Below are 21,221 nucleotides of genomic sequence, written 5' to 3'. Positions count from 1 at the left end.
CCCCGGCCGGTGCGCGGCTTTTCCTCGCCCGCGCGCCGTACCTCAGTGGCCCCGGCGGGCGCTTGCCCGTGTGCCGCCGCCCCAGTGGCCCCGGCGGGCGTTCTCGCGGCCTGTGTGCCATCTGCCCCAGTGGCTCCGGCAGCCACTCCCCGCTCCGTGCGCCGCCCGTCTCAGAGGCCCGGGCAGATGCCCCGGGGCCTGCGTGCCGTCGTTTCGGCGGCCCCGGCAGGCGCTCCGTCATCCCGCGCGGGTCAGGCCATCCAGCGGTCCGGGCGGGCGTCCCTGCGGCCGGTGCGGGAACGCTCCGCCTGGGACCGCAGGAGGGCCGCCGCCTCCGCGGCGTCCCGGAGGTGGGCCGTCACCGACTTGTTCGCGCCGGTGTCCACGTGGACGTCCGCGACGCCCCGGGCCCGCTGCCAGGGGCCCTGGACCAGCCGTACGCTCTGCACCTTGGCGTGCGGCACCAGGGACAGACTGCGTCGCAGCAGCCCGTGGCGGGCGGCGAACACCGCGTCGGTGACGGCGAGTCCGTAACCCCGCCACCAGAACGGAACGCACCACCGCGCGCGGCGCGGCGGTGGGGAGAGCGCCTCGCGCGGGGGCACGCTCACCCCGGGCAGCACCCGCGCGACGACCGATTCGGCCAGCTCGCGCGGAGCGACCGGCAGCAGCAGGGAGTTGGACGAACCCGCCACGTCCAGCTCCACCCGGACCCAGTCGCGCCGCCGCCACAGCAGCGGCTCGACCAGCCGCACCGTCTGCACGCGCCCCGGCGGCACCGTCTCGTGCGCCCGGTCCAGCAGCCCGTGGTCGATCCGCAGCCCGTCGGGTGACTCGCCCAGCGTCCAGTCGTACTCGGCGACGAACCGCCCCACGCTGCTCGCGCCCGCCGCGCCCAGCATCGGCACGGCCGCGGCGAGGACCGTCCACAGGCTGTGGGTGGCCATCCACAGCAACGGCACCACGATGCCGGCGACGAGGAGCCAGCCCCAGGTCGCCCCGGTCAGCAGCAGGGAGACGGCGAGGACGCCCGGCGGCACCCGCAGCATCTGCCGGGACGGCGCCTCGCCCACCTCGTGCGCGGTCTCCGGCGCGAAACCCGCCGCCCGCGCGAGGAGTTCCGCGCGCAGGGCGCGCGCCTCGTCGGCGCCCAGGAAGGCGAGTTCGTCCTTCTTGTCGGTGCCTATGACGTCGAGTCTGAGCTTCGCCACGCCCGCCACCCGCGCGAGCAGCGGCTGGGTGACGTCGATGGCCTGGATCCGCTCAAGCCGGATGTGCGCGGTGCGCCGGAACAGCAGCCCGGTCCGGATGCGCAGCTCGCTCTCGGTCACCGCGAAGTGGGTGAACCACCAGGTCAGGAAGCCGTAGAGGGCGGCGGCCGGGATGAGTACGGCGAGACCGATCAGCAGGGTCGTCGTCGTCAGCCGGGTCAGCTGGCGCTGTGCCTGGTCGGGGTCGTGCAGCGCCCACCCGATCAGCACCGCGACGGGCGCCCACGCCCGCCTGAGCGGTGTGACGGGGTGCAGCCGCCGCTCGGTCACGGGCGGCCGGCCGCGTACGTCCTCGTGGACGTCGGGGGCCGTCACAGCCCCGCCGATCGGGCCTCGCCGAGCTCGGTGAGCCGGTCGCGCAGCCGCTCCGCCTCGGCCGGGTCGAGGCCGGGGATGGTGGCGTCGGTCGCCGCCGCCGCCGTGTGCAGCTGCACGCTGGCCAGCCCGAAGTGCCGTTCCACGGGCCCGGAGGCGACCTCGACCAGCTGCATCCGTCCGTACGGCACGATCGTCTCCTGGCGCCACAGGACGCCCCGGCTGATCAGCAGGTCGTCGGCGCGTTCCGCGTACCGCCAGGAACGCCAGTTCCGCCCCAGCAGCACCCAGCCCCAGATCAGCAGGGCCAGTGGCAGCAACGCGAAGGCGGCCCAGCCGGGCCCGGCCAGCAGCCCCGGCACCAGTGCGGTGGCCAGGGTCAGCAGCCCCAGCCACACCACCAGCAGCAGCCGCCGCATCTTCAGCAGCCCCGGGGGCAGCGCGATCCACACCGGCTCCTCGCCGCCCGGGACCGCCGGCCCGTCCGTTCCCGCTGTCCCCGTGTCGTGCGGGCTCCCCGTCTCCATGGGGCCAGCGTACGTAGGGGAGACTGTGTTCATGACTCCTACGACGGAGACCATGGTCGGTATCGGCGGCGCGGCGGAGAGCACCGACATGGTGCTCAACATCGGGCCCCAGCACCCGTCCACGCACGGCGTGCTGCGGCTGAAGCTCGTCCTGGACGGCGAGCGCATCATCCGCGCGGAGCCCGTGATCGGCTACATGCACCGGGGCGCGGAGAAGCTGTTCGAGGCCCGCGACTACCGCCAGATCATCATGCTGGCCAACCGCCACGACTGGCTGTCGGCGTTCTCCAACGAGCTGGGTGTGGTCCTCGCCGTGGAGCGGATGCTCGGCATGGAGGTCCCCGAGCGCGCGGTGTGGCTGCGCACGCTGCTCGCGGAGCTGAACCGGGTGCTCAACCACCTGATGTTCCTCGGCTCCTATCCGCTGGAACTGGGCGGCATCACCCCGATCTTCTACGCCTTCCGGGAGCGCGAGGAGCTCCAGCACGTCATGGAGGAGGTCTCCGGCGGGCGCATGCACTACATGTTCAACCGCGTGGGCGGCCTCAAGGAGGACCTCCCTGCCGGATGGACCACGCGCGCGCGTGGCGCCGTCGCCGACGTCCGCTCCCGCATGGACCGCTTCGACGACCTGGTGCTCGGCAACGAGATCTTCCGCGGCCGCACGCGCGGCGTCGGCGTGCTGTCCCCGGAGGCGGTGCACGCGTACGGCGTGAGCGGGCCGATCGCGCGCGCCTCCGGCGTCGACTTCGACCTGCGCCGCGACGAGCCGTACCTCGCCTACGGCGAACTGGGCGACGTCCTGAAGGTGGTGACCCGCGCGGAGGGCGACTGCCTCGCCCGCTTCGAGTGCCTCCTGGAGCAGACCCACAACGCCCTCGACCTCGCCGACGCCTGCCTCGACCGGCTCGCCGAACTGCCCCCGGGACCGGTCAACCAGCGGCTCCCGAAGGTGCTCAAGGCGCCCGAGGGACACACGTACGCGTGGACCGAGAACCCGCTCGGCATCAACGGCTACTACCTGGTCAGCAAGGGCGAGAAGACCCCGTACCGGCTGAAGCTGCGCTCGGCGTCGTACAACAACATCCAGGCGCTCACCGAGCTGCTGCCGGGGACGCTGGTCGCGGACATGGTGGCGATCCTCGGGTCACTGTTCTTCGTCGTCGGCGACATCGACAAATAGGTCCCGTACGGCCGCGGTCCCCACCGGCTGCACCAGCCACCCGAAGTCGCCGAGTCCGCCCGGCGCGGTGAGTTCGGCGGCCTCGCCGGCGCCCGCGAGGGCGCGTACGTACCCGGCCGGGTCGGTGGACGCCAGGGTGAGCGGGGGGCGTGCGCCGCTGATGCCCAGGGCGCGCAGGGCGTCCCGCTGGGCCAGCAGGCGCGTGCCGGGCAGCGCGCAGGCCGCGGCGCACGCGTCCAGGGCGACGTGTGCGGTGATGTCGCACGACCCGTCCGGCACGGGCGTCGTCTCCCGCCCCTCCCGGAACGCGGTGAGCGTCCCGAACGGCGGCCGCGCGGTGGCCGTGTGCGCGTAGTCCACGGCGACGGCGAGCCCTCGCGCGAGCGTGCCGACGGCCGAGGCCCAGGCCCGGTCCCGGGGCAGCCCGATCTCCGCGCGGAGCCCTTCCCCGGCCCCCAGCGGCCACCACCGTGCCAGCCACTCGGCCTCGGCGCCCGCGACCGGCTCCCCGAGCCGCTCCGTCCCGTCCCGGCGCACCAGCACCAGCCGCGGTACGCCCGACGGGTCCACCTCGGCGACCTCCACGGGCACGTTGTCCAGCCACTCGTTGGCGAAGAGCAGTCCCGTGATCCCCTCCGGGGGCTCGGCCCGCCACTCGATCCGGTGATCCAGCCCGGCCGGCCGGCCGGCGAGTTCGACGGCGTACGCACGCACGCGCGGCGCCACGTCGGCGGGCAGCGCGGCGAGGACACCGGTGACCAGTTCGCCCCGGCCGGCCGCCATGTCCACGAAGTCGAGCACCGCCGGCCGCCCCAGTGCCTCGTCGACCCGGCACAGCAGCCGCGCCACCGCGCCGGCGAACAGCGGCGAGGCGTGCACGGACGTACGGAAGTGCCCGGCCGGGCCCGCGCCGGGCCTGCGGTAGAAGCCGCCAGGACCGTACAGGGCGTCCTGAGCCGCCGCCCGCCAGCCCCGCCGGCCACCGCTCTCCACAACCCCTGCCGTCACCGGTTCCACGCCCTCACCGTCGCCGTCGTCACCGGCCCAGGTCAAGCGCGCGGATATGCCGGGCCTCCACCTTGCGGAGTACACGTACCGATCGGGGATCGGCCCTCCGGTTGACCCCTGCACGCATTTCGTTTCCCTACGCTGGGTCACGTGCAGCGCCTCTATGACTTCCTCCGCAGACACCCGACGTGGGTCGACGGCTTCTGGGCCGTGGTCCTGTTCGGGATTTCGGTGATCGGCGGAGCGACCGTGGAGGAGGCCCGGGGGACGGATCTGCCCGCGCTCACCGTTCCGGTCGTGCTGCTGCTGTCGCTGGTCGTCGCACTGCGCCGCCGGATGCCCGAGCGGATGCTGGTCCTCGCCCTCACCGTGGGCCTGGGGCAGCTGATCACGGACGTGGCGACACTGCCCGCCGACTTCGCCCTGCTGGTGATCGTCTACACGGTCGCGGCGGTCGGCGCCCGCTGGGCCTCCCGCCTCGCGCTGGCCGCCGGCCTGTGCGCGGCCCCGCTGGCGCAGCTGCGCTGGCCCAACGAGGACGTGGGCGTGGCGACCAACCTCGCCGTGATGGTTCTCCAGGCCGTGCCCTTCGCCCTGGCCTGGGTGCTCGGCGACTCCATCCGCACCCGCCGCGCGTACTTCGCGCAGCTGGAGGAGCGGGCCGCCCGGCTGGAGAAGGAGCGCGAGGCGCAGTCCAAGGTCGCGGTCGCCGCCGAACGCGCCCGGATAGCCCGCGAACTGCACGACGTCGTCGCGCACAACGTGTCGGTGATGGTGGTGCAGGCCGACGGCGCCGCCTACGTCCTCGACGCCGCCCCCGACCAGGCGAAGAAGGCCCTGGAGACGATCTCCTCCACCGGCCGCCAGGCCCTCGCCGAGATGCGCCGCCTGCTGGGCGTGCTGCGCACCGGCGAGCACCAGGAGGCCGGGGAGTACGTGCCGCAGCCCGACGTGCAGCAGATCGAGGACCTCGTCGAGCAGTGCCGGGGGTCGGGACTGCCGGTGGACTTCAAGGTCGAGGGCACTCCGCGCCCGCTGCCCAGCGGTGTCGAGCTCACCGCGTACCGCATCGTGCAGGAGGCGCTCACCAACACCCGCAAGCACGGGGGTTCCGACGTGGGCGCCAGCGTGCGCCTGGTGTACTTCGACGACGGTCTCGGCCTGCTTGTGGAGGACGACGGCAAGGGCGCCCCGCACGAGCTGTACGAGGAGGGCGGTTTCGACGGCCGGGGCCACGGCCTGATCGGCATGCGCGAACGGGTCGGCATGGTCGGCGGCACCCTGGACGCGGGACCCCGCCCCGGCGGAGGATTCCGCATCAGTGCGCTGCTGCCGCTCAAACCCGCGCATTGACACCCCCGCACGCCCCCTGTTGACACCTGTCACACCCCCTGCGACGACCTGACGACCGAATGGAAGAGGCCCCGATGGCGATCCGCGTGATGCTCGTCGACGACCAGGTGCTGCTGCGCACCGGGTTCCGGATGGTGCTCGCCGCCCAGCCGGACATGGACGTCGTGGCGGAGGCGGGCAACGGCGTCGAGGCCCTGGAGGTGCTGCGGTCCACCGCCGTCGACGTGGTGCTGATGGACGTCCGCATGCCCAAGCTCGACGGCGTGGAGACGACCCGCCGGATCTGCGCGGACACCGATCCGCCGAAGGTGCTGATCCTCACCACCTTCGACCTCGACGAGTACGCCTTCTCCGGGCTCAAGGCGGGTGCGTCCGGCTTCATGCTCAAGGACGTGCCGCCGGGCGAGCTGCTCGCCGCGATCCGCGCGGTGCACAGCGGCGACGCCGTGGTCGCCCCGTCCACCACCCGCCGGCTCCTGGACCGGTTCGCGCCGATGCTGCCCAGCGCGGGCAAGCAACCCGAGCACAAGGGGCTGGAACGCCTCACCGAGCGCGAGCGGGAGGTCATGGTGCTGGTCGCGCAGGGCCTGTCCAACGGCGAGATCGCGGCCCGGTTGGTGCTGTCCGAGGCGACCGTGAAGACCCACGTGGGCCGCATCCTGACCAAGCTGGGCCTGCGGGACCGGGTACAGGTGGTCGTCCTCGCCTACGAGACGGGTCTGGTGCGGGCCGGCGGACACGGCTGAACGGACGGCCGCGCGCCGGTAGGGACTGCGCATGCTCCTGTGGATCAACGGGCCCTTCGGGAGCGGTGAGCCGTCTGATGACAGGGCCGGCCGCGGCAGGCGGGCATGGGCATCCGGCACATCCGCCTGGACCGACCGCACGCGCGGTGCAGGCCCTCAGCGCAGGATCCCCTCCAGGAAGTCGCTGCCGAGCCGGGCCACGACCGCCACGTCCAGCTGGTGCAGCACGTACCGTCCACGGCGGCGCGTGGTGACCAGGCCGGCCTTCTTCAGCACACTCAGGTGCCGGGATATCTCCGGTGCCGTCATGCCGTGCACCTGGACCAGCTCACCGGTGGTGTAGGCGCTGCGGGCGAGGTGGCGGCACATGCGCATGCGGACCGGGTGGGACAGCGCGGTCATCCGCAGGGCCAGCTGCTCGACCGTCGGCGGGGCGGTCGGCTCGGCGGAGCCGACCGGGTAGTGCAGCACCGGCTGCCAGCCGTACCGGTGCAGCACCATCAGGTGCGGCCGGCCGAGGCTGGTGGGGATCAGCAGCAGCCCGCCGTCACCCGTGGCCGTACGACCCTCGCCCAGCTTGTCCACGGTGATCCGGCCGCCGGTCTCGTCGAGCGTCACCGCGGGCGACACCGCAGCCAGCGCCTCGGCCAGTCCCTTGTGCCGGAGCAGGTCGGTCTTGTGGCGGGTGTCCGCGGCGAGTTGGTGTCGCAGCCGGGACCACGCCTCGGCGAAGAACGCCTCGTCGCAGTCCTGGAGGAACTGCCGCAGCCAGGCCCTGATCCGCGGCGGGTCGGCGAGCAGCCGCTCGGTGAACTCCGTCTGGCGCGGCCCCCGCGCGGCGGCCAGCTCCAGCGAGCGGCGCCGCAGCCCCTCGTCGGTGAGCGGGCCCGCGCCCGGAGCGCCGTAGGGGAGCGCACAGGTGAACTCCAGGGCGGCGTCCACGAACTGCTCGTCGGACAGCTTGTCCAGCAGGTCCAGCTCCTCGGTGAGCGTCCCGCCCGGGAGCGTCACGCGGTCCGGTGTGCCGGCGCTCGGCAGGAACAGGTCCGAGAACGTCGTCCGCCACAGGAAGTCCGCCTCGCACATCCGGTCCGCGAGGTACGGGTCCAGCCGCGCGGTCACGCCCGTCACCCAGCCCTGGAGCCCCGGATGGTGCGACGGCTCGGACAGTGCGTGCAGCGCCATACCGAGCTCGGCCAGGGGAGAGGGTACGACGGCGACCCTCTCCGGCCGGAGGCCCGCGATGTCTATGTGCACGCTCATGCCCACATGATGCAGGGATTTTCGCCCCCGCCGCCCCTTCCCGTCCCGAACCTGGGGCTCTGTCCCGGACCCCGCTCCTCGAACGCCGGAGGGGCTGAAAACCAGCCCCCCGGCGTTCGAGGGGCGAAGGTCCGGTGACAGCGCCCCGGGGAAGAGGAAACTCTCAGGCTGCCCGCAGCAGCCGCCGTGCGAACTCCTCCGCCGCCTCCCGCACGTCCCCGGCGCTCCACTCCAGGCCCGCGGAACGCACGTACACCTCCGTGAAGGACAACCCCGGCCCCTTGGGGTCCCAGTGATTGGCGAAGAGCACGGTCCCCGTCTCCTCGGCCGCCTCGATCGCCACCTCGGCGACCACATCCGCGTCGTACGGCAGCCACACCTGGAAGTCGTGGGTGTGCGGCGCCTCGGGATGGACGCGGAACCAGGGCAGCCCTCCTGCCTCCAGGCCCTCGCGCAGCGCTGCGGCCACCACACGCGCGTGCCTGACGTACTCCGGCAGCCGGGGCAGTTCCCGGTCCAGTCCGATCAGCGCCGACAGCGCGGTCGGGAACTGCTGGAACACGTTGCCCCCGTACCGGTGCCGCCAGGCCTTCGCCTCCTCGATCAGACTCGCGGGACCGGCGAGGGCCGCGCCGCCGTAGGCGTCGAGGGACTTGTAGAACGACACGTAGACGCTGTCCGCGAGGCCCGCGATCTCCTCCAGCGGCCGGCCGAAGTGCTCGGTGCACTCCCACAGCCGGGCCCCGTCGAAGTGCACGACCGCCTCGCGTTCCCGCGCGGCGTCCACCACCTCGGTCAGCTCCTCCCACGTGGGCAGCACGAAACCGGCGTCCCTGAGCGGCAGCTCCAGCATCAGCGCCCCGAAGGGCTCCTCGAAGTCGCGGACCTCGTCGGCGGTGGGCAGTCGGGGCTCGCTCGTCATCCGCACCGGCCGCAACCCGCTGACCTGGCTGAACGCGTTCCGCTCATACACCTCCGGGTGGCTGAGCGGATGCAGGGCCACCGCCGGGTTCCCGGTGCGGCCCGCCCAGCAACGCAGGGCCACCTGCTGGGCCATCGTGCCGGTCGGGAAGAAAGCGGCGGCCTCGGTGCCGAACAGGCCGGCGACCCGCTTCTCCAAGGCCTCCACGACACCGTTGCCGTAGATGTCGGAGGTCTCGTCGAGGTCGTACACACTCCCCGCCGCCTCCAGCAGGGTCAGCCGCTCCGAGAGAGGGGCGAGGAAGTCGAGGCGCGCGAGCACACGCGGGGCACCGCGCCAGGCGGCGATCCGCCGTTCGCGCAACGTCGGCCGCGACTCGTCGTCCGCCTCCGGCCCCGACTCCCGCTCCTTCCGCACCGCCGTGGTGTCACTCATGCCGTCCGTATCACTCATGCCATGCCGTCCGTATCACTCATGCGCGCGATCATCCCGCGCCCCGGTTCGCGCGGACACCCGCATTTCCGTACGCGCGTGCCACTGTGGCGCACGGAAACCCACAGCCTGTGGACAACCGACCGCCCCCGGAACCGATCGCGTTAACATGACGAGAAATCGTCCGGTACCCCGAGCGGACTGGAACGGGAAGGCCACCGTCGCGTGAACACAACCCCACAGCCAGATCCCCAGGGCCGCCCCGCGCGGCTCACCGTCGGCGTCGTCGGTGCCGGACGCGTGGGCCCCGCCCTGGCCGCGTCCCTCCAGCTCGCCGGGCACCGCCCGGTGGCCGTCTCCGCCGTCTCCGACGCCTCCCGCAGGCGCGCCGAGCGGATGCTCCCCGACGTGCCGGTGGTACCGCCCGCCGAGGTCCTCCAGCGGTCCGAGCTGGTCCTGCTGACCGTCCCGGACGACGCCCTGCCCGAGCTGGTCTCCGGGCTCGCCGACACCGGCGCGGTGCGGCCGGGCCAGCTGCTGGCGCACACCTCAGGGCGGTACGGCGCGAAGGTCCTCGATCCCGCCCTGCGGGCCGGCGCCCTGCCGCTCGCCCTGCATCCCGCGATGACCTTCACCGGCACCCCCGTCGACGTGCAGCGTCTCGCCGGGTGCTCCTTCGGCGTCACCGCCCCCGAGGAGCTGCGGCCGGCCGCCGAGGCCCTCGTCGTCGAGATGGGCGGCGAGCCGGAATGGATCGCCGAGGAGAACCGCCCGCTCTACCACGCGGCCCTCGCCCTGGGCGCCAACCACCTGGTCACCCTGGTCGCCCAGTCCCTGGAGCTGCTGCGCACCGCCGGTGTCGAGGCGCCCGACCGGATGCTCGGCCCGCTGCTCGGCGCCGCCCTGGACAACGCCCTGCGTTCCGGTGACGCGGCCCTCACCGGCCCGGTCGCGCGCGGTGACGCGGGCACGGTCGCCGCACACGTCACCGAGTTGCGCCGGCACGCCCCCGGGGCCGTCGCCGGCTACCTGGCGATGGCCCGCGCGACCGCCGACCGCGCCCTCGCCCACGGCCTGCTGAAGCCGGAACTCGCCGAGGACCTCCTCGGGGTACTCGCCGGCGGAACCGGCGGAGCCGCGGGCACCGACGGCACCGGAAGCGCCCCGGGGGAGGACCGATGAGCGGCACGCCCCGACATCCCGCCCACCCCAGCCGTACGACGACGCGCGCGTCCCGGAACGGAGCCGCCCGATGACCGCCACCCTGCTGCGCACCGCCGCCGAACTGCACGCACGCGCGCGTACCGGCCGCCGTGCCGTCGTGATGACCATGGGCGCGCTGCACGAGGGCCACGCCACGCTGATCCGCACCGCGCGGAAGATCGCGGGCCCCGAGGGCGAGGTCGTGGTCACCGTCTTCGTCAACCCGCTGCAGTTCGGCGCGGGCGAGGACCTGGACCGCTACCCGCGCACCCTGGACGCCGACCTCGAGCTCGCCGGGCGGGCGGGCGCCGACGCCGTCTTCGCCCCGTCCGTGGACGAGGTCTACCCGGGCGGTGAACCCCAGGTCCGCGTCAGCGCCGGCCCCATGGGCGCACGCCTGGAGGGCGCCGCGCGCCCCGGCCACTTCGACGGCATGCTCACCGTCGTCGCCAAGCTGCTCCACCTCACCCGTCCCGACGTCGCCCTGTACGGCCAGAAGGACGCCCAGCAGCTCGCCCTGATCCGCCGCATGGCGCGGGACCTGAACTTCGGCGTCGAGATCGTCGGCGTCCCCACCGTCCGGGAGGAGGACGGGCTCGCCCTGTCCAGCCGCAACCGCTACCTCTCGCCCGCCGAGCGGCGCACCGCGCTCGCCCTGTCCCAGGCCCTGTTCGCGGGCCGCGACCGGCACGCCGCCCAGCAGGCGCTGCGCGCGCGGGCGAGTGAAGTGCCCTCCACGCGCGCGCGTGCCGAGGCGCTCAGCGCCATAGGGGAGTCCCGCGCGGCGGCCGACGCGCACGCCGTCGCCACGACCGCCGGCGGCCCGGCCGCCATCCGCGCCGCCGCCCGCATGGTCCTCGACGAGGCCGCCCGCCTCACGCCGCCCCTCACCCTGGACTACCTGGCCCTGGTCGACCCCGCCGACTTCACCGAGATCGGCGACGACTTCACCGGCGAGGCCGTCCTCGCCGTGGCCGCCCATGTGGGCACCACCCGCCTGATCGACAACATCCCGCTGACCTTCGGAACCTTCGGAGCCGCCTCGTGACCAGCACAGGCATACGACTGCACGCGCCCGCGCCCGGGTGGTCCATCGACGCGGACGTCGTGGTGGTCGGCTCCGGCGTCGCCGGCCTCACCGCCGCCCTGCGCTGCGAGGCCGCCGGCCTGACGACGGTGGTCGTCACCAAGGCCCGCCTCGACGACGGCTCCACCCGCTGGGCCCAGGGCGGCATCGCCGCGGCCCTCGGCGAGGGCGACACCCCCGAGCAGCACCTGGACGACACCCTGGTGGCCGGCGCGGGCCTGTGCGACGAGGAAGCGGTCCGGATCCTCGTCACCGAGGGCCCCGACGCCGTACGCCGCCTCATCGCGACCGGCGCGCACTTCGACGAGTCGACCGACGGCGGCCTGGAACTCACCCGCGAGGGCGGCCACCACCGCCGCCGCATCGCCCACGCGGGCGGCGACGCCACCGGCGCGGAGATCTCCCGCGCCCTCGTCGAGGCGGTCCGCGCACGCGGGATGCGCGCCATCGAGAACGCGCTCGTCCTCGACCTCCTCACCGACGCCGACGGCCGCACCGCCGGCGTCACCCTGCACGTCATGGGGGAGGGCCAGCACGACGGGGTAGGGGCGGTGCACGCCCCCGCCGTGGTCCTGGCGACGGGCGGCATGGGCCAGGTCTTCTCGGCGACCACGAACCCCGCCGTCTCCACGGGCGACGGCGTGGCCCTCGCCCTGCGCGCGGGCGCCGAGGTGAGCGACCTCGAATTCGTCCAGTTCCACCCCACGGTCCTCTTCCTCGGACCGGACGCGGAGGGCCAGCAGCCCCTGGTCTCCGAAGCGGTACGCGGCGAGGGCGCCCACCTGGTGGACGCCGACGGCGTGCGCTTCATGCAGGGACAGCACGAACTGGCCGAACTCGCCCCGCGCGACATCGTCGCCAAGGGCATCATGCGCCGCATGCGGGAGCAGGACACCGAGCACATGTACCTGGACGCCCGCCACTTCGGCGCCGAGATGTGGGAACACCGCTTCCCCACGATCCTCGCGGCCTGCCGCGCGCACGGCATCGACCCGGTCACCGAGACCGTTCCGGTCGCCCCGGCCGCCCACTACGCCTCCGGCGGCGTCCGCACCGACTCCCGCGGCCGCACCACCGTGCCCGGTCTGTACGCGTGCGGCGAGGTCGCCTGCACCGGTGTGCACGGCGCCAACCGCCTCGCCTCCAACTCCCTCCTCGAGGGCCTGGTCTACGCCGAGCGCATCGCCGCCGACATCGCGCGCGCCGGGAACACCCTCCAGGCGCGCGTACCGCAACCGCTCCCCGCCTCGGAGCGCCCCGCGTACCCCCTCCTCCCCCCGGAGGCCCGCTTCACCATCCAGCGGATCATGACCCGGGGGGCGGGCGTACTGCGCTCCGCCTCCTCCCTCTCCGAGGCCGCCGACGGTCTCCACCGGCTCCACGCCGACGCCCGCGACGCCCTCGACGAGCACGGCAAGACCGCCGAGCCCGGCGTCGACACCTGGGAGGCCACCAACCTCCTGTGCGTGGCCCGCGTCCTGGTCGCCGCCGCGCGGCGGCGCGAGGAGACCCGCGGCTGCCACTGGCGCGAGGACCGTCCCGGGCGCGACGACACGACCTGGCGCCGTCACATCGTCGTACGGCTGAATCCGGACCGATCGCTGGCGGCGCACACCACCGACACCACAGACTTCCCCCCGACCCTCCCCCAGGCCCAGGAGCAGTGACAGCAGTGACCACCCCCGACCTTCCCCTCGTTCCCTCCGGCGGCTGTGGCGACGGCTGCGCCTGCGGCGCCGACGAGGAGACCTACCTGGAGTGCGGCCTCGACCCCGCGCTCGTCCAGCTCCTGGCCGACGCGGGCCTCGACCCCGTCGAGGTCGAGGACATCGCAGGCGTCGCCCTCCAGGAGGACCTGGCCCACGGCGTGGACGTGACCACGGTCGCGACCATCCCGGAGGACGCCGTCGCCACCGCCGACTTCACCGCGCGGGAGGCGGGCACGGTGGCGGGCCTGAGGATCGCCGAGGCGGTCATGTCGGTCGTCTGCACGGAGGAGTTCGAGGTCGAGCGCCACGTGGAGGACGGCGACCGCGTGGAAGCGGGCCAGACCCTCCTCTCGATCACCACCCGCACGCGCGACATCCTCACCGCGGAACGCAGCGCCCTGAACCTCCTGTGCCGCCTGTCGGGCATCGCGACCGCCACGCGCGCGTGGGCGGACGTCCTCGAAGGCACCAAGGCGAAGGTCCGCGACACCCGCAAGACCACTCCCGGCCTGCGCAGCCTGGAGAAGTTCGCCGTGCGCTGCGGCGGCGGCGTCAACCACCGCATGTCCCTCTCGGACGCGGCCCTGGTCAAGGACAACCACGTGGTGGCCGCCGGAGGTGTCGCCGAGGCCTTCACCGCGGTCCGCGAACGCTTCCCCGACGTCCCGATCGAGGTCGAGGTCGACACCCTGCACCAGCTCCGCGAGGTCCTGGACGCCGGCGCCGACCTGATCCTGCTGGACAACTTCACGCCCGGCGAGTGCGAGGAGGCGGTGGCCCTCGTCGACGGCCGCGCCGTCCTGGAGGCCTCCGGCCGCCTCACCCTCGCAAGCGCGAAGGCGTACGCGGACACGGGCGTCGACTACCTGGCGGTAGGGGCCCTCACCCACTCCTCGCCGATCCTCGACATCGGCCTCGACCTGCGAGCGGCGGAGTAGGACCGGCCATGCTGCTGACGATCGACGTGGGCAACACGCACACCGTCCTGGGCCTCTTCGACGGCGACGACATCGTCGAACACTGGCGCATCTCCACGGACGCGCGCCGAACGGCCGACGAGCTCGCGGTCCTCCTCCAGGGACTGATGGGCATGCACCCGCTGCTGGGCGACGAACTGGGCGACGGCATCGACGGCATCGCGATCTGCGCGACGGTCCCGTCCGTCCTGCACGAACTCCGTGAGGTGACCCGCCGCTACTACGGGGACGTCCCCGCGGTCCTCGTCGAACCGGGAGTGAAGACGGGCGTGCCGATCCTCACCGACAACCCCAAGGAGGTCGGTGCGGACCGCATCATCAACGCGGTCGCGGCGGTCGACCTCTACGGCGGTCCGGCGATCGTCGTCGACTTCGGCACGGCGACGACGTTCGACGCGGTCAGTGCGCGCGGGGAGTACGTCGGTGGCGTCATCGCCCCCGGCATCGAGATCTCCGTCGAGGCGCTCGGGGTCCGCGGCGCCCAGCTGCGGAAGATCGAGGTGGCGCGTCCCCGCAGTGTGATCGGCAAGAACACGGTCGAGGCGATGCAGTCCGGCATCATCTACGGATTCGCCGGTCAGGTCGACGGTGTGGTCCACCGGATGGCCCGTGAGCTGGCGGACGATCCCGATGAGGTGACGGTCATCGCGACGGGTGGGCTGGCGCCGATGGTGCTGGGCGAGAGCTCGGTCATCGACGAACACGAGCCGTGGCTGACGCTGGTCGGGCTGCGCCTGGTGTACGAGCGGAACGTGTCGCGTCTGTAGCCGGCGCGGCCCGGTGCCTTGCCGGGTGCCCGGCGTCGGGGTGGGCCGGGGGGTGCTCGCGCGACCCGGCGCCGGCGGGGTGCCTCCCCCAGAGGGGGGTACCCCCAGCGCCCACCCGTGCCGCCCCAGCGGCACGACTGCCCGCGGGAGCGGGAGCGGTGGCCGCGTACGGCCCCGCCGCACCGCAAGCGCTACGCCCGTCCCACCGGAGCGAACCCTGCACCGCAGGCACAACACCCGCACCCCCACCGAACCGGGAACCGCGCCGCAGGCATCCCGCCCACCCGGGTGGCGCCCTGCGCCACACCTGTCCCATACACGGTGTTTGTCTGATTAGCGCGTATCGTCGAGGCATGCCCACGCCCTACGGATCCCGCGGCGGTATGGCGTTCGGCGCGGAGGAGCTGTGCGTGCTCCGCCGCGCCCTCGCCCTCGCCCTGCGCCCCGCCCCCGCCCCGGCCGACGACCTCCAGGACTGCCTCCGCCTCGCCGCGGACCTAGACGAGGCGACGCGGGAGAGTGCCCGGCTGCGCGCCTTCCTCCTGGCCGACCTCGGCCGTTACCGCGCCGCCCTCCCCGGCACCGCCGCCGGCTACCTCACGCTCCTGGAGGAGGCGCTGGGCGCCGGATACCGCCCTCGCCTCGACGACCTGGCCGCCCTCCGGGCCCTGCGTGGCAACCCCACCGCCGCCGCCCTCCTGCACCACTGCCGACGCGCCCTCCTCCTGGCCCTCCCGGGAGGCCGCGCGGCCTCCGAGGACCCGCAGGAGGAGCAGGATCCGGCCCGGGAGTCACCCCCCGCGCCCGCGCCCGCCCCCACCCCCGCGCCCGACCCCCATCGCCCCGTCCCCACCCCCGGCGAGGTCTTCCCCCGCCGCAAACCCACCCCGCCTCCGCCGGACCAGCACCTGGCCGCCGGCTGACGACTCCCGCTGTCCTACCCTGGACCCATGGACTACGTCTCCGCGCTCCTCCCCCCGGCCGTCATGGCCGCCCTCTTCATCGGCGTGATCCGGGTGATCGTGAAGACCCAGGGCGGCGCCAACAAGACCAAGGAGGACGCCGCGGTCGACGCGGCCCTCGCACGGGTGCAGGGCTCCCGGACCACCCCTGAAACCGAAGCCTGACCCCGGCCGCTCCCAGCCGCTCCCGGCCGCTCCCAGCTGCCCCCGGTCGGCCTGGCCGCCCCCAGCCGCCCCGGCGTACGACCCGAGGTCGTACGCCCTTTTTGTTCACGTTTGCCAGCGATCATGCCTGTCCGGCACGCCATTGCCGTGATACGCCACTATTGTTCTGAGTTGTGCCTCGCCCATTGGGAGAACTCGAAGACGCGGTCATGACGCGGGTGTGGAAGTGGAACCGCCCGGTGACCGTTCGGGAAGTCCTGGAAGATCTTCAGAAGGAACGGTCCATCGCGTACACCACGGTGATGACCGTTTTGGACAATCTCCATCAGAAGGGCTGGGTACGCCGAGAGGCGGAAGGCAGGGCCTATCGATATGAGGCGGTCTCCACTCGCGCCGCCTACGCCGCCGCGCTCATGAACGAAGCGTGGTCGCAGAGTGACAACGCCGCCGCCGCTCTCGTCGCGTTCTTCGGCATGATGAGCGAGGAACAGCGTCAGGCTCTCACCGACGCGGTCCGCATCGCCCAGCTCCCGGAAACCCCCGCCGACGAGAACCCCGGCTCCGCGGAGGGCCGGAGCGGACGATAGCGTCCGCACATGTCCGCAGACAGTCCCGAAGTCCCCGCGAAAGCCATCACGGTCCGACGGGCCCGCACCAGCGATGTCCCCGCCGTACGCCGGCTCCTTGACGCCTACGTCCGCGGGCGCATCCTGCTCGACAAAGCGACGGTGACGCTTTACGAGGACATCCAGGAGTTCTGGGTCGCGGAACGGGACGACAACGCGGAGGTGGTCGGCTGCGGCGCCCTGCACGTGATGTGGGAAGACCTCGCGGAAGTCCGCACTCTCGCCGTGAAGCCGGGCCTGAAGGGCGCGGGCGTCGGGCACCGGTTGCTGGAGAAGTTGCTGGAGACCGCCCGCTGGCTCGGTGTTCGACGCGTATTCTGCCTGACCTTCGAAGTGGACTTCTTCGGCAAGCACGGCTTCGTGGAGATCGGCGAGACGCCCGTCGACACCGATGTGTACGCGGAGTTGCTGCGCTCCTATGACGAGGGCGTCGCGGAGTTCCTCGGCCTCGAACGCGTGAAACCGAACACCTTGGGCAACAGCCGGATGCTTCTGCATCTGTGATCTGTGCGCGGTGCCCTATGTCCGAAACGCGCACGTTTCCGTGCCGGATGCGGGCAGCGGGTCTCTGCCAGGGGTTTGTGTTTTTCCGGCAAAAGCGGTTTGCTTTCCGGAGTACTGCAGTACTGCATATAACAAGGGGCGGCGATACGGCGGACGCCGGTACACCCCGACCCTCAAGTTATCGATGAAAGGAAATCCGGTGGCACAGAAGGTTCAGGTCCTTCTTGTCGATGACCTCGACGGCGGCGAGGCGGACGAGACCGTGACGTTCGCGTTGGACGGCAAGACGTACGAGATCGATCTCACCACCGCCAATGCGGACAAGCTCCGCGGCCTTCTCGACCCTTACGTGAAGGGCGGTCGTCGTACCGGAGGCCGTGCTTCGGGCGGGCGCGGAAAGGCGCGTCCCTCTTCCGGCGGCAGCCAGGACACCGCGGCCATCCGCGCGTGGGCGAAGGAGAACGGTTACGAGGTCAACGACCGCGGCCGTGTCCCCGCGTCCATCCGGGAGGCCTACGAGAAGGCCAACGGCTGACCGTCGGCCCGTACGGCGGCGACCGCATCCGCGCGCCGCAGCCGGACCCGGTGGACCTGTGTCGCCACCGTGTCCACCAGCCGCACGAGGTCCGGGGGGCCGTCACCGTCCCCCCTCGCACCACCCCTCGTGCCCATCGCCGACAGCGTCGGCAGCGAGGCCTCGGCCTCGCGCCCCGGCTCGGGGGGCCGCAGCCACACGGCGGCCCCCTGCGATCCACCACGGCCAGGGGGGAGCGGCCGGGTGGTGGGGCCGGCGACGGCGCCAGGGGGGAGGGGAGCGTCCATGAGGCCTCCCGTGCCGATCGCCACCAGGTCCAGCTCCAGCGCGCCCCAGTCCAGCCACTCCAGCAGCCCCGGCAGTTCCTCCGCGCTGCCCGCTGCCACCAGCAGCCGCATCCGGCTGTTCCCCAGGGCCACCGGGAACCCCCGCCCGAGACCCCCCGAGCGTCCCAGGCGCTCCAGCGCCGCGCGGCCCGCCTCCGCGGGCACGTCCAGGACGTCGAAGCGCACGCCCACCGCCAGCCGCACCGGCACCCCGGGCACCGCGGGCCACCCCAGCGCGTTCTCGTACCAGAGCCGCACCTCGTCGTCGCTCGGCGTGAGCGGCCGGTGGGGGAACGGCGCTGCGGGGGCGACGGACCGAACCATGCCCGGCGCAACGTCTCAAGACCCTCCGGGTTACGCTGAGTGCTCGCTCCTGAGCGGAGGGTGTCGAGCAAGGGGGCGTGCGGGGGCGCGGGGAGGCGCAAGGTTGTTCGCCCGTAGCGGAGGGAACCCGTGCACTCGGCATGGACTGTCCGTAGCAGCGGGTAAGACATCCCTAGTGGGAGGGGGCGACACGCAGGACGGGACGTCTTCCGTTCGCCACGGGCGTACTGGCGAAGGGGGTAACTGCCTGGCCTGCGGGAACATCGTCTCGCACCATCGGGTTGGAGCAGATGTCGGCGTGAGCGGGGTCAGGAGGCCATCGACGGTGTCGGCAGTTGGAATGAGCGGTCCCCGCTCGCGGGACTAAGCTGCGGAAGGACAGGGAGGGGAAGTTCCCCCCACTGCCTGACCGCTCTGAGGAGCGATTAACGATGTTCGAGAGGTTCACCGACCGCGCGCGGCGGGTTGTCGTCCTGGCTCAGGAAGAAGCCCGGATGCTCAACCACAACTACATCGGCACCGAGCACATCCTCCTGGGCCTGATCCACGAGGGTGAGGGTGTCGCCGCCAAGGCCCTTGAGAGCCTCGGGATTTCGCTCGAGGCGGTCCGCCAGCAGGTGGAGGAGATCATCGGGCAGGGCCAGCAGGCCCCGTCGGGTCACATCCCCTTCACCCCCCGTGCCAAGAAGGTCCTGGAGCTGTCGCTCCGCGAGGCCCTTCAGCTGGGCCACAACTACATCGGCACGGAGCACATCCTGCTCGGCCTGATCCGTGAGGGCGAGGGCGTCGCCGCCCAGGTCCTGGTCAAGCTGGGCGCCGATCTGAACCGGGTGCGGCAGCAGGTCATCCAGCTGCTCTCCGGTTACCAGGGCAAGGAGACCGCCACCGCCGGCGGTCCTGCCGAGGGCACCCCCTCCACGTCCCTGGTCCTCGACCAGTTCGGCCGGAACCTCACCCAGGCCGCTCGTGAGTCCAAGCTCGACCCGGTCATCGGGCGCGAGAAGGAGATCGAGCGGGTCATGCAGGTGCTGTCCCGCCGTACCAAGAACAACCCGGTGCTGATCGGTGAGCCCGGCGTCGGCAAGACCGCCGTCGTCGAGGGCCTCGCCCAGGCCATCGTCAAGGGCGAGGTGCCCGAGACCCTCAAGGACAAGCACCTCTACACCCTGGACCTCGGCGCGCTGGTCGCCGGCTCCCGCTACCGCGGTGACTTCGAGGAGCGCCTGAAGAAGGTCCTCAAGGAGATCCGCACCCGCGGCGACATCATCCTGTTCATCGACGAGCTGCACACGCTGGTCGGTGCGGGTGCCGCCGAGGGCGCCATCGACGCCGCGAGCATCCTGAAGCCGATGCTGGCCCGCGGTGAGCTGCAGACCATCGGTGCGACCACGCTGGACGAGTACCGCAAGCACCTGGAGAAGGACGCGGCCCTGGAGCGCCGCTTCCAGCCCATCCAGGTCGCGGAGCCGTCCCTGCCGCACACGATCGAGATCCTCAAGGGCCTGCGCGACCGGTACGAGGCGCACCACCGCGTCTCCATCACCGACGAGGCCCTGGTCCAGGCGGCGACGCTCGCCGACCGCTACATCTCGGACCGCTTCCTGCCGGACAAGGCGATCGACCTGATCGACGAGGCCGGCTCCCGGATGCGCATCCGCCGGATGACCGCGCCGCCGGACCTGCGCGAGTTCGACGAGAAGATCGCCGGCGTCCGCCGCGACAAGGAGTCCGCGATCGACTCGCAGGACTTCGAGAAGGCCGCCTCCCTGCGCGACAAGGAGAAGCAGCTCCTCGCCGCCAAGGCCAAGCGGGAGAAGGAGTGGAAGGCCGGCGACATGGACGTCGTCGCCGAGGTCGACGGCGAGCTGATCGCCGAGGTCCTCGCCACGGCGACGGGCATCCCGGTCTTCAAGCTCACGGAGGAGGAGTCGTCCCGCCTGCTGCGCATGGAGGACGAGCTCCACAAGCGGGTCATCGGCCAGGTCGACGCCGTCAAGGCGCTGTCCAAGGCGATCCGCCGTACCCGTGCCGGCCTGAAGGACCCGAAGCGTCCCGGTGGCTCGTTCATCTTCGCCGGCCCGTCCGGTGTCGGTAAGACCGAGCTGTCCAGGGCCCTGGCGGAGTTCCTCTTCGGTGACGAGGACGCGCTGATCTCCCTCGACATGTCCGAGTTCAGCGAGAAGCACACGGTGTCGCGTCTCTTCGGTTCGCCCCCCGGCTACGTGGGCTACGAGGAGGGCGGCCAGCTGACGGAGAAGGTCCGCCGCAAGCCGTTCTCGGTCGTCCTCTTCGACGAGGTCGAGAAGGCCCACCCGGACATCTTCAACTCGCTGCTGCAGATCCTGGAGGACGGTCGCCTGACCGACTCCCAGGGCCGGGTCGTCGACTTCAAGAACACGGTCATCATCATGACGACCAACCTCGGCACCCGGGACATCTCCAAGGGCTTCAACCTGGGCTTCGCCGCCCAGGGCGACACGAAGACCAACTACGAGCGCATGAAGAACAAGGTCTCGGACGAGCTCAAGCAGCACTTCCGGCCCGAGTTCCTCAACCGTGTCGACGACGTGGTGGTCTTCCCGCAGCTCACGCAGGACGACATCCTGAAGATCGTCGACCTGATGATCAACAAGGTGGACGAGCGCCTCAAGGACCGGGACATGGGCATCGAGCTCTCCCAGCCCGCCAAGGAGCTGCTGTCCAAGAGGGGCTACGACCCCGTGCTGGGCGCCCGGCCGCTGCGCCGGACCATCCAGCGGGAGATCGAGGACTCGCTGTCGGAGAAGATCCTCTTCGGCGAGCTGCGCCCCGGTCACATCGTGGTCGTGGACACCGAGGGCGAGGGCGAGTCCCAGACCTTCACCTTCCGCGGTGAGGAGAAGTCGGCCCTGCCCGACGTCCCGCCGATCGAGCAGGCGGCCGGCGGAGCCGGTCCGAACCTGAGCAAGGACGCGTAGCCGCCGCGCTCGGCTTGAACGGAAAAAAGGGGTCTGCCCCGGGACACATGTCCCGGGGC

General features: G+C 72.4%; 20 protein-coding genes. 14 read left to right on the top strand and 6 right to left on the bottom strand.

Translation table 11 applies throughout. From position 1 onward, the window contains the following. Positions 1-251: 251 nt before the first annotated feature. Together ACFXAE_RS00100 and ACFXAE_RS00095 are read right to left on the bottom strand one after the other, a co-directional pair. Positions 252-1,586: a PH domain-containing protein gene (locus tag ACFXAE_RS00100; protein WP_384705989.1), complete on the bottom strand. Its 1,335-nt coding sequence runs from the start codon at positions 1,584-1,586 to the stop codon at positions 252-254. Continuing rightward, a complete protein-coding gene (locus ACFXAE_RS00095; protein ID WP_384705988.1) occupies positions 1,583-2,113 on the bottom strand; it encodes a PH domain-containing protein in 531 nt (176 codons plus the stop codon). Before ACFXAE_RS00095 ends, ACFXAE_RS00100 begins: the two co-directional genes overlap by 4 nt. Before the next feature lie 31 nt (positions 2,114-2,144). Between ACFXAE_RS00095 and ACFXAE_RS00090 the strand changes: the two genes are divergently transcribed. Next, the gene (locus tag ACFXAE_RS00090) at positions 2,145-3,296 is read left to right on the top strand and encodes an NADH-quinone oxidoreductase subunit D (RefSeq protein ID WP_384705986.1); all 1,152 of its coding nucleotides are present in this window, start codon (positions 2,145-2,147) and stop codon (positions 3,294-3,296) included. Here the strand turns inward: ACFXAE_RS00090 and ACFXAE_RS00085 are convergent. Further along, the gene (locus ACFXAE_RS00085) at positions 3,261-4,304 is read right to left on the bottom strand and encodes an SAM-dependent methyltransferase (protein WP_384706429.1); all 1,044 of its coding nucleotides are present in this window, start codon (positions 4,302-4,304) and stop codon (positions 3,261-3,263) included. The genes ACFXAE_RS00090 and ACFXAE_RS00085 overlap by 36 nt on opposite strands. Before the next feature lie 150 nt (positions 4,305-4,454). Here ACFXAE_RS00085 and ACFXAE_RS00080 point away from each other — a divergent pair, with 150 nt between their 5' ends. Together ACFXAE_RS00080 and ACFXAE_RS00075 are read left to right on the top strand one after the other, a co-directional pair. After that, positions 4,455-5,657 (top strand): sensor histidine kinase, encoded by a 1,203-nt coding sequence (locus ACFXAE_RS00080; protein ID WP_384705984.1) that lies wholly within the window; start codon positions 4,455-4,457, stop codon positions 5,655-5,657. Between the two features lie 74 nt (positions 5,658-5,731). Continuing rightward, positions 5,732-6,403 (top strand): response regulator, encoded by a 672-nt coding sequence (locus tag ACFXAE_RS00075; protein WP_384705982.1) that lies wholly within the window; start codon positions 5,732-5,734, stop codon positions 6,401-6,403. 156 nt (positions 6,404-6,559) lie between these two features. Here the strand turns inward: ACFXAE_RS00075 and ACFXAE_RS00070 are convergent, their stop codons facing one another. Together ACFXAE_RS00070 and ACFXAE_RS00065 are read right to left on the bottom strand one after the other, a co-directional pair. After that, positions 6,560-7,666, bottom strand: coding sequence for a DUF5937 family protein (locus ACFXAE_RS00070; RefSeq protein ID WP_384705980.1), 1,107 nt, complete (start codon positions 7,664-7,666; stop codon positions 6,560-6,562). Between the two features lie 163 nt (positions 7,667-7,829). Beyond that, positions 7,830-9,023: a threonine aldolase family protein gene (locus tag ACFXAE_RS00065; RefSeq protein WP_384705978.1), complete on the bottom strand. Its 1,194-nt coding sequence runs from the start codon at positions 9,021-9,023 to the stop codon at positions 7,830-7,832. Between the two features lie 222 nt (positions 9,024-9,245). Here ACFXAE_RS00065 and ACFXAE_RS00060 point away from each other — a divergent pair, with 222 nt between their 5' ends. The 10 genes from ACFXAE_RS00060 to ACFXAE_RS00015 all read left to right on the top strand — a co-directional run bounded on the left by ACFXAE_RS00060 (position 9,246) and on the right by ACFXAE_RS00015 (position 17,555). Then, on the top strand, positions 9,246-10,202 hold the full coding sequence (locus tag ACFXAE_RS00060; RefSeq protein WP_384705976.1) for a Rossmann-like and DUF2520 domain-containing protein: 957 nt from the start codon (positions 9,246-9,248) through the stop codon (positions 10,200-10,202). A gap of 70 nt (positions 10,203-10,272) precedes the next feature. Further along, entirely contained in the window at positions 10,273-11,271 is a 999-nt protein-coding gene (gene panC, locus ACFXAE_RS00055; RefSeq protein WP_384705974.1) for a pantoate--beta-alanine ligase, read from the top strand. Beyond that, complete coding sequence (locus ACFXAE_RS00050) at positions 11,268-12,977, top strand: L-aspartate oxidase (protein ID WP_384705972.1); 1,710 nt, start codon at positions 11,268-11,270, stop codon at positions 12,975-12,977. The genes panC and ACFXAE_RS00050 overlap by 4 nt, the downstream gene beginning before the upstream one ends. Positions 12,978-12,982: 5 nt before the next feature. Beyond that, positions 12,983-13,957 (top strand): carboxylating nicotinate-nucleotide diphosphorylase, encoded by a 975-nt coding sequence (gene nadC, locus ACFXAE_RS00045; RefSeq protein WP_384706427.1) that lies wholly within the window; start codon positions 12,983-12,985, stop codon positions 13,955-13,957. Positions 13,958-13,965: 8 nt separating this feature from the next. Beyond that, entirely contained in the window at positions 13,966-14,763 is a 798-nt protein-coding gene (locus ACFXAE_RS00040; protein WP_384705970.1) for a type III pantothenate kinase, read from the top strand. A gap of 353 nt (positions 14,764-15,116) precedes the next feature. Next, positions 15,117-15,686, top strand: coding sequence for a hypothetical protein (locus tag ACFXAE_RS00035; protein WP_384705968.1), 570 nt, complete (start codon positions 15,117-15,119; stop codon positions 15,684-15,686). Between the two features lie 27 nt (positions 15,687-15,713). Next, on the top strand, positions 15,714-15,890 hold the full coding sequence (locus ACFXAE_RS00030) for a hypothetical protein (RefSeq protein ID WP_384705966.1): 177 nt from the start codon (positions 15,714-15,716) through the stop codon (positions 15,888-15,890). 173 nt (positions 15,891-16,063) lie between these two features. Next, positions 16,064-16,477, top strand: coding sequence for a BlaI/MecI/CopY family transcriptional regulator (locus ACFXAE_RS00025; RefSeq protein WP_384705964.1), 414 nt, complete (start codon positions 16,064-16,066; stop codon positions 16,475-16,477). A 9-nt stretch (positions 16,478-16,486) separates the two neighbouring features. Then, a complete protein-coding gene (locus ACFXAE_RS00020) occupies positions 16,487-17,020 on the top strand; it encodes an amino-acid N-acetyltransferase (RefSeq protein ID WP_217130703.1) in 534 nt (177 codons plus the stop codon). A 199-nt stretch (positions 17,021-17,219) separates the two neighbouring features. Further along, on the top strand, positions 17,220-17,555 hold the full coding sequence (locus ACFXAE_RS00015; RefSeq protein ID WP_384705962.1) for an Lsr2 family protein: 336 nt from the start codon (positions 17,220-17,222) through the stop codon (positions 17,553-17,555). On the opposite strand, the gene ACFXAE_RS00010 is transcribed toward ACFXAE_RS00015, so the two are convergent. Next, positions 17,534-18,205 (bottom strand): SCO3374 family protein, encoded by a 672-nt coding sequence (locus tag ACFXAE_RS00010; RefSeq protein WP_384705960.1) that lies wholly within the window; start codon positions 18,203-18,205, stop codon positions 17,534-17,536. The genes ACFXAE_RS00015 and ACFXAE_RS00010 overlap by 22 nt on opposite strands. A gap of 431 nt (positions 18,206-18,636) precedes the next feature. Between ACFXAE_RS00010 and ACFXAE_RS00005 the strand changes: the two genes are divergently transcribed. Next, positions 18,637-21,162 (top strand): ATP-dependent Clp protease ATP-binding subunit, encoded by a 2,526-nt coding sequence (locus tag ACFXAE_RS00005; protein WP_384705958.1) that lies wholly within the window; start codon positions 18,637-18,639, stop codon positions 21,160-21,162. The last annotated feature ends 59 nt before the right edge of the window (positions 21,163-21,221 follow it).

The organism is Streptomyces sp. NPDC059454 (assembly GCF_042749965.1).
GTDB lineage: Bacteria > Actinomycetota > Actinomycetes > Streptomycetales > Streptomycetaceae > Streptomyces.
The sequence above is the reverse complement of the archived record's forward strand: the minus strand, read 5'-3'. Positions and strand labels throughout refer to the sequence as shown.